This window comes from Aeromonas sp. ASNIH8 (assembly GCF_002919855.1).
Classification (GTDB): Bacteria; Pseudomonadota; Gammaproteobacteria; order Enterobacterales; family Aeromonadaceae; genus Aeromonas; species Aeromonas caviae.
This window is the reverse complement of sequence record NZ_PQLN01000115.1, coordinates 1-11371: the sequence shown is the minus strand read 5'-3', so window position 1 is coordinate 11371 and position 11371 is coordinate 1. Positions and strand designations below refer to the sequence as shown.

11 protein-coding genes are annotated in these 11371 nt (G+C 61.0%); 10 read left to right on the top strand and 1 reads right to left on the bottom strand.

The window, feature by feature from the left end:
* Nucleotides 1–302 precede the first annotated feature (302 nt).
* From nhaA to C3418_RS20595, 4 genes are read left to right on the top strand one after another with little or no spacing between them, the layout of a single operon-like run.
* Entirely contained in the window at nt 303–1493 is a 1191-nt protein-coding gene (gene nhaA, locus C3418_RS20610) for a Na+/H+ antiporter NhaA (protein ID WP_103859174.1), read from the top strand.
* Nucleotides 1490–1894, top strand: coding sequence for a hypothetical protein (locus tag C3418_RS20605; RefSeq protein ID WP_042079288.1), 405 nt, complete (start codon nt 1490–1492; stop codon nt 1892–1894). The genes nhaA and C3418_RS20605 overlap by 4 nt, the downstream gene beginning before the upstream one ends.
* Nucleotides 1881–2813, top strand: a complete 933-nt coding sequence (gene nhaR, locus C3418_RS20600; RefSeq protein ID WP_103859172.1) for a transcriptional activator NhaR — start codon at nt 1881–1883, stop codon at nt 2811–2813. Before C3418_RS20605 ends, nhaR begins: the two co-directional genes overlap by 14 nt.
* A 49-nt stretch (nt 2814–2862) precedes the next feature.
* Nucleotides 2863–3165, top strand: a complete 303-nt coding sequence (locus tag C3418_RS20595) for a metalloregulator ArsR/SmtB family transcription factor (RefSeq protein WP_042079286.1) — start codon at nt 2863–2865, stop codon at nt 3163–3165.
* 49 nt (nt 3166–3214) lie between these two features.
* Here C3418_RS20595 and rpsT read toward each other — a convergent pair whose 3' ends face one another.
* On the bottom strand, nt 3215–3478 hold the full coding sequence (gene rpsT, locus C3418_RS20590) for a 30S ribosomal protein S20 (protein ID WP_005308808.1): 264 nt from the start codon (nt 3476–3478) through the stop codon (nt 3215–3217).
* A gap of 191 nt (nt 3479–3669) precedes the next feature.
* Here rpsT and murJ point away from each other — a divergent pair, with 191 nt between their 5' ends.
* The 6 genes from murJ (at nt 3670) to ispH (ending at nt 11086) form a co-directional block, all read left to right on the top strand.
* Entirely contained in the window at nt 3670–5232 is a 1563-nt protein-coding gene (murJ, locus tag C3418_RS20585; RefSeq protein ID WP_103859170.1) for a murein biosynthesis integral membrane protein MurJ, read from the top strand.
* A 119-nt stretch (nt 5233–5351) separates the two neighbouring features.
* The gene (gene ribF / locus C3418_RS20580; RefSeq protein ID WP_103859169.1) at nt 5352–6326 is read left to right on the top strand and encodes a bifunctional riboflavin kinase/FAD synthetase; all 975 of its coding nucleotides are present in this window, start codon (nt 5352–5354) and stop codon (nt 6324–6326) included.
* A complete protein-coding gene (gene ileS / locus C3418_RS20575; RefSeq protein WP_103859168.1) occupies nt 6326–9187 on the top strand; it encodes an isoleucine--tRNA ligase in 2862 nt (953 codons plus the stop codon). Before ribF ends, ileS begins: the two co-directional genes overlap by 1 nt.
* On the top strand, nt 9187–9702 hold the full coding sequence (lspA, locus tag C3418_RS20570; protein WP_042079282.1) for a signal peptidase II: 516 nt from the start codon (nt 9187–9189) through the stop codon (nt 9700–9702). Before ileS ends, lspA begins: the two co-directional genes overlap by 1 nt.
* Nucleotides 9699–10151 carry an FKBP-type peptidyl-prolyl cis-trans isomerase gene (gene fkpB / locus C3418_RS20565; protein WP_042079281.1) on the top strand — a complete coding sequence of 151 codons (453 nt, stop codon included), beginning with the start codon at nt 9699–9701 and terminating at the stop codon, nt 10149–10151. Before lspA ends, fkpB begins: the two co-directional genes overlap by 4 nt.
* Nucleotides 10151–11086, top strand: coding sequence for a 4-hydroxy-3-methylbut-2-enyl diphosphate reductase (ispH, locus tag C3418_RS20560; RefSeq protein WP_103859167.1), 936 nt, complete (start codon nt 10151–10153; stop codon nt 11084–11086). The genes fkpB and ispH overlap by 1 nt, the downstream gene beginning before the upstream one ends.
* The last annotated feature ends 285 nt before the right edge of the window (nt 11087–11371 follow it).

The window sequence follows — 11371 nt, the reverse complement described above, 5'->3', positions numbered from 1 at the left end:
GAATCGCATGCGTTTCCTGGCGTTGGTTTCTGCCTTGGCGAGGGCCAAGAAATCGATTGGATCGGACATACTGAGTACAGTGAAACCAGAATAGAGCAATTAGATCACATCTTTAATCTGATTGGTATTATGCATTTTTTGGCGTGAGGAACTGGGGGGAAGGGGAGGGGAAGACGGTGCTTATAGCAGACACAATCCATTTTGCCTTCGGTTTTTTCGTTGTTACTGGCTGTTAGAAACGATTTTTCATTGAACTACTCGACCCCTAGACTGAAAAGATGCAATTTTACGGGTAGTTAGACATGAGCGATGTATTCAAGCGTTTTCTCAAACTGGAGTCCGCTTCCGGAATAATTCTGATCCTGGCCGCCTTGTTGGCCATGGGCCTGGCGAACTCGGCCCTGGCGCAGCACTATCAGAGCTTCCTCAATACCGAGGTGCAGGTTCGCATCGCGGCTCTCGACATCAACAAGCCGCTGCTGCTCTGGATCAACGACGGCTTCATGGCGATCTTCTTCCTGCTGGTCGGCCTCGAAGTGAAGCGCGAGATGCTGGAGGGGGCGCTCTCCTCCCGGGTGCAGGCCACCTTCCCGGCCATTGCCGCCGTGGGCGGCATGCTGGCCCCCGCGCTCATCTACAGCCTCTTCAACTACGGGGACGAGGCCACCCGGGCTGGCTGGGCCATCCCGGCCGCGACCGACATCGCCTTCGCCCTCGGGGTGATGGCATTGCTGGGCAAGCGGGTACCGACCAGCCTCAAGGTCTTCCTGCTGGCCTTGGCCATCATGGATGACCTGGGGGTCATCATCATCATCGCCTTGTTCTATACCCAGCAGTTGTCGCTGACCGCGCTGGCGATAGGTGTGGTGGCCACCTTGACCCTGCTGTGGATGAACCGCCGTGGTGAGGACAGAATTGGCCTCTACATGCTGGTGGGGCTGGTGCTCTGGGTCGCGGTGCTCAAGTCCGGCGTCCACGCGACGTTGGCCGGTGTGGTGGTGGGCTTTATGATCCCGCTGAACGGCAAGCGCTATGCGTCACCGCTCAAGCATCTGGAGCATGTGCTGCACCCCTGGAGCGCCTTCCTGATCCTGCCACTGTTCGCCTTTGCGAATGCGGGGGTCTCTCTGGAGGGGATCTATCTCTCGGCCCTGCTCAACCCGCTTCCCATGGGCATCATACTGGGCCTCTTCGTCGGCAAGCCGCTCGGGATCTTCACCATCAGCTGGCTGGCGGTGAAAACCGGTGTCGCCCAGCTGCCGCAAGGAGTGAACTTCAGACAAATCTTTGCCGTCAGCATCCTGTGTGGCATCGGCTTCACCATGTCGATGTTCATCGCGTCGCTGGCGTTCGAGCATGGCGGACTGGACTACGGCAGCTACTCGCGCCTCGGGATCCTGGCGGGGTCCACCCTGGCGGCCGTGACCGGTTATATCGCCCTGCGGATGGCGCTGCCCAATCGGGAGGCGAATCAAAGCACGGAGGGGTTATGAAACGACTCGGATGGTTAGTCATGCTGGCGAGTCCTGTGGTCTGGGGAAACGGGCTGGCCGATTGCCAGCAGGATGCGGCCTCGGCCGGTTGTTCGGCCTATCTCAACGGGGTGGTCGACAGCGCCCTGATGCTGGGGGACAAGCAGGCCAAGGCACGGTTTGGCGAGACTTTCGCCGAGCGGGCCCTGAGCAGCCGGGCCGGCGAGCGGGTCAAGCAGTCCAACAAGCGCTACTGCTCCGAGCGGATGCCGGATCCCGTTCGCCTCAAGGCCCATCTGCAGGCGCAGTTCGACGCGAACAAGGTTGACTCGATCAGCGACATGTATGACATTCTGGCGGTTGAACTCAGCTGCTACCGGAGCCCGCCTGGCGCGGGAACCCCATCGGATGTCACACCTTAATTACAATCACCTCTACTATTTTTGGATGACGCAGAAGAAGGGCTCCGTCACGCAGGCGGCGGAAGCCCTCTTCCTGACCCCCCAGACCGTCACCGGCCAGATAAAGCTGCTCGAGCAGCGCCTCGGTGGTAAGTTGTTGATCAGAAAAGGGAGATCTCTCGAAGCCACCGAGCTTGGCCAGCTGGTGTTCCGCTATGCCGACAAGATGTTCAGCCTCTCCTACGAGATGCTGGATATCGTCAACTACCGCAAGGAGAGCCAGGTCCTGTTCGACGTCGGCATCGCCGATGCGCTCTCCAAGCGCCTCGCCAGCCGGGTACTGCTCTCCGTCATCCCGAACGACGGCTCCATCCACCTGCGTTGCTTCGAGTCGACTCACGAGTTGTTGCTGGAGCAGTTGAGCGAGCACAAGCTCGACATGATCCTCTCCGACTGCCCGGTGGACTCCAGCCAGCATGCCGGGCTGCTCTCCAAGCGGCTCGGAGGCTGTGGCGTCAGCTTCTTCTGCAAGGCGCCGCTGCCCGAAAAACCCTTTCCCGCCTGTCTGGAGGAGCGCAAGCTGCTCATTCCCGGTCGCCGTACCGCCATGGGTCGCCAGTTGACCCAATGGTTCGAGCAACAGGGCATCTCTCCCAGCATCCTGGGGGAGTTCGACGATGCGGCCCTGATGAAGGCGTTCGGCTTCTTCAATCAGGGCATCTTCATGGCACCGACCATCTACCGGGAGGAGATTCTGGAGGGGGAGGAGGTGATGCTGTTGGGAGAGACCCAGGATCTGATGGAGGAGTACTACGTCATCTTCGCCGAGCGGATGATCCAGCATCCGGCGGTGAAACGGGTGTGCGAGAGTGAATTCTCCTTCCTCTTTGCCGGGCAGGAGGATTTCACCGCCATTCAACCGGCGAGCCTGTCTTTTTAAATCGTCGAGGTCGGGGTTATGATGGCTGTCTTGCAGGAGAGGGGATGAGATGCAGTTGGAAGAGATGGAGGCGAATGCCGGGCGTGCCGTCACCCTGCTCAAGGCGCTGGCCAACGAGCGGCGACTGTTCATTCTGTGTCAGTTGCTGGAGCGGGAGTTGTCGGTGGGGGAACTCAATGAGCGGCTGGGACTGAGTCAGTCGGCCCTGTCACAACATCTGGCCGTGTTGAGGCGCGATGAGCTGGTGGCGACGAGGAAGGAGGCCCAGACGGTCTACTATTCCCTGCGCAGCCTTGAGGTACGCGAGATGATCGGATTGTTGCACAGGCTGTATTGCAGCGAGCCCAAATAAAAAACCGGCACTAAGGCCGGTTTTTTCAGCTTTCATCAGCGGATGCTGATTAAGCCATGGCTTTGATCTGGGCAGACAGGCGGCTCTTGTGACGAGCAGCTTTGTTCTTGTGGATCAGGCCTTTGGTCGCCATACGATCCATGATCGGCTGAGCAACAGCGAAAGCGGCAGTGGCAGCAGCCTTGTCGCCAGAGGCGATGGCAGCGATCACTTTCTTCAGGTAGGTACGGGTCATGGAACGACGGCTGGCGTTGTGCTGACGACGTTTCTCTGACTGAAGAGCACGCTTCTTAGCAGATTTGATGTTAGCCAAGGTAAAACTCCTAAAACTGTCTTAGCGAGTGTATTGAAAAGGCCCGGAAATATGCCTTCCCAACCACATATTGTCAAATGATTTGTGCAAATAAACACCGCCCCCCGGTGGTGTGTCAGATGGGAGACGGTTAAACTGTCGGCCGATTCTAACAGCATTCTTTTCTTTCCGACAGTTCCAGAGGCCTCGTCTTGAGTAAGAAATTGATCAAATCCGGCATGATAGTGTCCGGAATGACGCTGGCATCCCGTGTGATGGGCTTGGTGCGCGATGTGGTCATCGCGAATCTGCTCGGTGCCGGGGTGGCCGCAGACGTCTTCTTCTTCGCCAATCGCATTCCCAACTTCTTGCGCCGCCTGTTTGCCGAAGGGGCGTTCAACCAGGCCTTCGTCCCCGTGATGACGGAATACAAGAAAAACGGTGACGAGCAGGCGCTGCGCGATCTGCTGGCCGCGGTGGCAGGTACCCTCGGCGGTATCGTCACCGTAGTGACCCTGCTCGGGGTGCTGGGTTCAGGCGTCCTGACGGCCCTGTTCGGATGGGGCTGGTTCTGGGACTGGCTGCACGATGGCCCGGCGGCGGAGAAGTTCGAGCTGGCCAGCCTGATGCTCAAGATCACCTTCCCCTATCTCTGGTTCATCACCTTCACCGCCATGGCGGGAGCCATCCTCAATACCTTCGGGCGCTTCGCGGTTTCGTCGTTCACGCCGGTGTTTCTCAACGTCACTATGATAGGGGCGGCATGGTGGATAGCGCCGTTGCTGGATCGCCCCGAGATCTCGCTGGCCATCGGTGTCTTCCTCGGCGGCCTGGTGCAGTTCCTGTTCCAGTACCCCTTCCTGCGCCAGCTCAACATGCTGGTCTGGCCCAAGTGGGGTTGGCACCATCCCGGGGTGGTGAAGATCCGCACCCTGATGATCCCCGCCCTGTTCGGTGTCTCGGTCAGCCAGATCAACCTGCTGATCAACACCATGCTGGCCTCCTTCCTGGCCACAGGTGCCATCAGCTACCTCTATTACTCGGACAGGCTGCTGGAGTTTCCCCTCGGCCTCTTTGCCGTGGCCATCAGCACCGTGATCCTGCCGGCCCTGGCCCGCAAGCATGTGGACGCGGATCCGGCGGATTTCTCCCGCACCATGGACTGGGGGGTGCGCATGGTGATGCTGCTGGGCCTGCCCGCCATGGTGGGGATCGCCGTGCTGCGCGAGCCCATACTGCGAGTGCTCTTCATGCGCGGCGAGTTCGGCCTGCACGAGGTGAGCATGTCGAGCGCCAGCTTGCTGGCGTCCACCACAGGCCTGCTCTCCCTGATGCTGATCAAGGTGCTGGCACCGGGCTACTACGCCCGTCAGGACACCAAGACCCCGGTGCGCATCGGCATCATGGCCATGGTGGCCAACATGGTGTGCAACCTCCTCTTCATCTATCCGCTCGGCTACGTGGGGTTGGCGCTGGCGACCGCCTGCTCCGGCACCCTGAACGCGGCCCTGCTGTTCAAGGGGCTCTATCAGCAGAACGTCTACCGCCCCTCCCGCAACACCGGGGTGTTCTGCCTCAAGCTGCTGGCCGCCACTGTGCTGATGGGGGGGCTTCTGGCCTATCTGTCGCCGGACCTCGCCCAGTGGGGCGCCTGGAGCATGGGCAAGGCCAGCCTGGAGCTGACCCTGCTGCTCTGCCTTGGCGGGGCGCTGTACGGGATAGTCCTGCTGGCGCTGGGCATCCGGCCAAGACACCTGAAATCAGATCGCCAATAGGGAGCAACCCCGTCTCCATGGCGTCGGATAGCTGAAATCGGGTCAACGGCAGGGCTGACCCTGCCTGCTGCCTGATATATAATCCGCCGATTTCCATGGCAGCAACGCACAAGGCACTGATGGAGCTTATTCGCGGCATTCACAATATCAAGCCCCGTCACCGGGGCTGTGTATTGACCATAGGCAACTTCGATGGGGTTCATCAGGGGCACCACGCGGTGTTGGCCCGCTTGCAGGAGAAGGCAGCCCAACTTGGCCTGCCCGCCTGCGTCATGTTGTTCGAACCCCAGCCGCTGGAGCTGTTTGCGGGCAGTGCCGCGCCCGCCCGCCTCAGCCGCTGGCGGGAGAAGTACGAAGCCCTCAAGGGAATGCAGATCGATCGCATGCTCTGCGTGCGTTTCACCCATCGTTTTGCCGAGCAGGCGGCCTGCACCTTCATCGAGCAACTGCTGGTGGAGAAACTCGGCGTGCACTATCTGGTGGTCGGCGACGATTTTCGCTTCGGCAAGGGGCGGGAAGGGGACTTCCACCTGCTGGAGGAGGCCGGTCGGCGCTTCGGGTTCGAGGTGATCAGCACCCAGAGTTTCCAGCTTTCCCGCCAGCGGGTCAGCAGCACCCTGGTGCGCGAGGCCCTCAGGGCCGGGCGCATGGCGGAGGTGGAGCTGATGCTCGGTCGCCCCTATGCCATCAGCGGTCGGGTGGCCCACGGCGACAAGCTGGGGCGCACCATAGGTTTTCCCACCGCGAATCTGGCCCTCAAACGCCAGGTTGTCCCGGTCGGTGGCGTGTTTGCGGTGGAAGTGATATGTTCCGGCAAGACTTTCCCCGGTGTCGCCAATGTGGGTGTACGTCCGACCTTGAGCGGTACACAAGCCAGATTGGAAGTACATCTATTTGATTTTTCTGGTGATCTATATGGTCAGCAGGTCAAGGTGCTGCTTCGCCACAAGCTGCGCGAAGAGCAGAAATTTGACTCTTTCACCGCCTTGAAAGAGCAGATCGAACGAGATGCCCTGGCGGCCCGAGCCTGGTTCGGGCTGCCACAATTTCATTTACCCAGCACTCTTTTAGAAAAGAAGGGAACCCAGGACTGATGAGCGACTATAAACACACCCTGAATCTGCCGGAAACCGAGTTTCCGATGCGTGGCGATCTGGCCAAACGCGAACCCAACATGTTGAAACGTTGGTACGATCAGGATCTTTACGGCGCCATTCGCCGCGCCAAAGCGGGTAAGCCTTCTTTCATTCTGCACGATGGCCCCCCCTATGCGAACGGCAGCATTCACATCGGTCACTCGGTCAACAAGATCCTCAAAGACATCATCATCAAGTCCAAAGGCCTTTCTGGCTTCGATTCCCCCTATGTGCCGGGCTGGGATTGCCACGGTCTGCCCATCGAGCTGAAAGTGGAAGGCATGGTCGGCAAGCCGGGCGAGAAGGTTTCCGCCGCCGAGTTCCGAGCCGAGTGCCGCAAATACGCCAAGACCCAGATCGAAGCGCAGAAGACCGACTTCATCCGTCTGGGCGTGCTGGGTGACTGGGAACACCCCTACCTGACCATGGATTTTGGCACCGAAGCCAACATCATCCGCTCCATGGCCAAGATCGTTGAAAACGGCCACCTGCACAAAGGCTCCAAGCCGGTGCACTGGTGTACCGATTGCGGCTCCGCGCTTGCTGAGGCCGAAGTGGAGTACTACGACAAAAATTCCCCCTCCATCGACGTGCGCTTCAAGGCCGTCGACGATGCTGCCGTCGCCGCCAAGTTTGACTGCGCCGAAGGCCACACCGGCAAGGGCGTGATCTCTGCCGTGATCTGGACCACCACCCCCTGGACCCTGCCGGCCAACCGCGCCATCGCCATGCACGCCGATCTGGACTACGCCCTGGTGCAGGTGGAGGGCGAGCATCCCGAGCGCCTGATCCTGGCCGCCGAGCTGGTCAAGGACGTGATGGACAGGGCCGGCATCGAGAAGTTCCACAACCTGGGCTACGCCAAGGGCGCGGCGCTCGAGCTGCTGCGCTTCAATCACCCCTTCTACCACTTCGATGTTCCCGTGGTGCTGGGTGACCATGTCACCCTGGACGCCGGTACCGGCGCCGTGCACACCGCCCCTGGCCACGGTCAGGAAGACTTCGTGGTCGGTCAGAAGTACGGCCTGGAAGTGGCCAACCCGGTGGGCAGCAACGGCGTCTATCTGCCGGATACCGAGCTGTTTGCCGGCCAGCACGTGTTTAAGGCCAACGCCTCCGTGGTCGAGGTGCTGACCGAGCGCGGCGCCCTGCTTCACCACAAGGTGTTCAACCACTCCTACCCGCACTGCTGGCGCCACAAGACCCCGATCATCTTCCGTGCCACCCCGCAGTGGTTCATCAGCATGGAGCAGAAGGGTCTGCGCAAGCGTGCCCTCGAAGAGATCGAGCGCATCGAGAAAGAGGGCATTGCCCAGCACGGCCAGAGCGGCTGGGTGCCGGCCTGGGGCAAGAACCGCATTCAGGCCATGGTCGAGAATCGTCCCGACTGGTGCATCTCCCGTCAGCGTACCTGGGGCGTGCCCATCTCCCTGTTCGTTCACAAGGATACCCAGGAGCTGCACCCGGATTCCGTCCGCCTGATGGAAGAGGTGGCCAAGCGGGTCGAGCAGTCCGGCATCCAGGCCTGGTGGGATCTGGACAAGGCCGAACTGCTGGGAGCCGACGCCGACCTGTACGACAAGGTGCCCGACACCCTGGACGTCTGGTTCGACTCCGGCTCCACCCATGCCTCCGTGGTCGATGCCCGTCCCGAATTCAACGGCAAGCCAGCCGACATGTATCTGGAAGGTTCCGACCAGCACCGTGGCTGGTTCATGTCGTCGCTCATGATCGGCGTGGCCATGAAAGACAAGGCCCCCTACAACCAGGTGCTGACTCACGGTTTCACCGTGGATGGCCAGGGTCGCAAGATGTCCAAGTCCATCGGCAACGTGGTCAGCCCGCAGGACGTGATGAACAAGCTGGGTGCCGACATCCTGCGTCTGTGGGTCGCCAGCACCGACTACACCGGCGAGATGACCGTCTCCGACGAGATCCTCAAGCGCTCGGCCGACGCCTATCGTCGCATCCGCAACACCGCCCGCTTCCTGCTGGCCAACCTGAACGGCTTCAATCCGGCGACCGACATGGTGGCGCCTGCCGACATGGTGGTGGTGGATCGCTGGGCCGTGGGCCGTGCCAAGGCGGTACAGGCCGAGATCGTGACTGCGTTCGACGAGTACAACTTCCACGGCGTGACCCAGAAGCTGATGCAGTTCTGCTCCATCGAGATGGGTTCCTTCTATCTGGACGTCATCAAGGACCGTCAGTACACCGCCAAGGCTGACAGCCTGGCCCGTCGCTCCTGCCAGACCGCCCTCTATCATATCGCCGAGGCCATGGTGCGCTGGATGGCGCCCATCATGAGCTTCACCGCCGACGAGATCTGGGCGCTGCTGCCAGGTGAGCGTGGCGAGTTCGTGTTCACCGAGGAGTGGTACGACGGCCTGTTCGGGCTGGAAGCGGGCGAAGTGCTGAACGACGAGTTCTGGGCCGAGATCCTCGCCGTGCGCGGTGAAGTGAACAAGGCGCTGGAAGTGGCTCGTGGCGAGAAGCGCATCGGTGGCTCCCTGCAGGCCGAGCTGACCCTGTTCGCCAAGCCGGAACTGGCTGCCCGCCTGAACGCCCTGGCCGATGAGCTGCGCTTCGTGCTGCTCACCTCCAAGGCCAGGGTGGTCAGCGCCGATGCCGCCCCGGCAGACGCCGTGGCGACCGAGCGCGACGACCTGTGGCTGAGCGTGGCCCAGTCAGCCGCCGCCAAGTGCGACCGCTGCTGGCACCATGTGGAAGACGTGGGCACCATAGCCGGTCACGAAGAGATCTGTGGCCGCTGTGTCACCAACGTCGAGGGTGACGGCGAAACGCGTCAATTTGCCTGATGAACATGACTCAGAACGAGATGAACAACAAAACCGGCCTGCGTTGGCTGTGGCTGGCGGTGCTGGCCTTCGTACTGGACCAGGCGAGCAAGCTCGCCGTGGTCAAGCTGCTGCCGTTTGGCTATCCGGGGGTGGAGATCACCCCCTTCTTCAACCTGGTCCACGTCTACAACAAGGGGGCGGCCTTCAGCTTCCTGGCCGATCAGGGGGGCTGGCAGCGCTGGTTCTTCGCCCTGCTGGCGTTTGCCATCTGCGGCCTGCTGATCCACTGGTTGCGCAAGCAGTCGGTGACCCAGCGCTGGAGCGGTATCGCCTACAGCCTGATCATCGGCGGGGCGCTCGGCAACGTGTTTGACCGGCTGGTGCTGGGCCATGTGGTCGACTTCCTCGACTTCTACTGGCAGCGTGCCCACTGGCCGGCGTTCAACCTGGCGGACAGCTTCATCTTCATCGGTGCCGCCATGATCGTGCTGGATGGCTTCCGTGGCGAGAAAAAACAGGACGCGACCTCATGAGCCAGTCGATTGCTGCGGACAGCAGCGTGCTGTTCCATTTCTCTATCAAACTGGAAGACGGCTCGGTGGCCGACAGCACGGCGCTGCACGGCAAGCCGGCCCGTCTGCGGATGGGAGACGGCAGTCTGACGCCGAGCTTCGAGCAATGCCTGCTGGGGCTGCGCGCAGGGGAGAGCAAGAGCTTCACCCTGGTGCCGGAAGAGGCCTTCGGCCTCTCCAACCCCGATAACATCTACCATCTCGACCGCGCCAAGTTCGGTGCAGATGTAGAGCCCAAGGTAGGTACCATCATACTGTTCGACCAGCCCAACGGCAGCGAGCTGCCCGGGATCATCCGGGCGGTGGAAGGGATGTCGGTTACGGTCGATTTCAACCACCCCCTGGCCGGTCACACCGTCACCTTCGAGGTGGAGATCCTGGGGGTTGATGACGAGGAGAAGGTTCACTGATGGATATTCTGCTGGCTAACCCGCGTGGCTTCTGCGCCGGTGTCGACCGTGCCATCAGCATCGTCGAGAGCGCGCTGGAGAAGTTCGGTGCCCCCATCTATGTCCGTCACGAGGTGGTGCATAACCGCTATGTGGTGAACAAGCTGAAGGAGGCGGGAGCCGTGTTCGTCGAGGAACTGGACGAGGTGCCGGACGACAGCATCGTCATCTTCTCCGCCCATGGCGTGGCCAAGACGGTGCGCGAGATGGCCAAGTCCCGTGCTCTCAAGGTATTCGATGCCACCTGTCCGCTGGTGACCAAGGTGCACATGGAAGTCCATCGTGCCAGTCGCAAGGGATCCGAGGCCGTACTCATCGGTCACGCGGGCCACCCCGAGGTGATCGGCACCATGGGGCAGTACGAGAATCCGGAAGGGGGCATGTATCTGGTGGAGACGCCGGAGGATGTGGCCAGGCTCAAGGTGAAGAACCCGGATGACCTCTGCTTCGTGACACAGACCACCCTGAGCGTGGATGAGACCTCGGACGTCATCGATGCGCTGCGCAAGCACTTCCCCAAGATCCAGGGGCCGCGCAAGGACGACATCTGTTATGCCACCCAGAACCGTCAGGACGCGGTGCGGGAGATGGCCGGGCTGGTGGATGCCATGCTGGTGGTGGGGTCGCGCAACTCCTCCAACTCCAACCGCCTGCGGGAGCTGGCCGAGAAAGTGGGGGCGCGAGCCTACCTGATCGACGATGCCTCCATGATTGAGTCCCCCTGGCTGGAAGGGGTCGAGCGTATCGGGGTGACTGCAGGGGCCTCTGCCCCCGATGTGCTGGTACAGAACGTCATCGCCCGTCTGCGCGAGTTGGGGGGCAAGATAGTGACAGAACACCCTGGTCGCGAGGAAAACGTAGTATTCGAGGTGCCGCCAGAGTTGCGTATCCTCTGATGGAAATGCCGGCCCAGCGCCGGCATTTTTATAGGTAGAGCGGGCAATACCTGCATCGAGGCCAAAGGCGTGCTGGGGGGAGGCATAGTGATTGGCACAGATTCGCCTTCTTGTGATTTCAGTGTTTCCCCTATGCATGAGAGAGATCCCTCTCAATCACTGGATTTGACCCCATAGGTCCAGACACTTTTTCCCGCTTAGGATTGTGATACCCGACTGCGCAGAAATTCCCGGGGTGAACGGTATCCCAAGGCGCTGTGCGGGTGGTGTTCGTTATAATGCTCA

Excerpts from the sequence above, each read along its gene's own strand:
- nhaA (WP_103859174.1), top strand. The coding sequence starts at position 303 with ATGAGCGATGTATTCAAGCGTTTTCTCAAACTGGAGTCCGCTTCCGGA.
- C3418_RS20605 (WP_042079288.1), top strand. The coding sequence starts at position 1,490 with ATGAAACGACTCGGATGGTTAGTCATGCTGGCGAGTCCTGTGGTCTGG.
- nhaR (WP_103859172.1), top strand. The coding sequence starts at position 1,881 with ATGTCACACCTTAATTACAATCACCTCTACTATTTTTGGATGACGCAG.
- C3418_RS20595 (WP_042079286.1), top strand. The coding sequence starts at position 2,863 with ATGCAGTTGGAAGAGATGGAGGCGAATGCCGGGCGTGCCGTCACCCTG.
- ribF (WP_103859169.1), top strand. The coding sequence starts at position 5,352 with ATGGAGCTTATTCGCGGCATTCACAATATCAAGCCCCGTCACCGGGGC.
- ileS (WP_103859168.1), top strand. The coding sequence starts at position 6,326 with ATGAGCGACTATAAACACACCCTGAATCTGCCGGAAACCGAGTTTCCG.
- lspA (WP_042079282.1), top strand. The coding sequence starts at position 9,187 with ATGAACATGACTCAGAACGAGATGAACAACAAAACCGGCCTGCGTTGG.
- fkpB (WP_042079281.1), top strand. The coding sequence starts at position 9,699 with ATGAGCCAGTCGATTGCTGCGGACAGCAGCGTGCTGTTCCATTTCTCT.
- ispH (WP_103859167.1), top strand. The coding sequence starts at position 10,151 with ATGGATATTCTGCTGGCTAACCCGCGTGGCTTCTGCGCCGGTGTCGAC.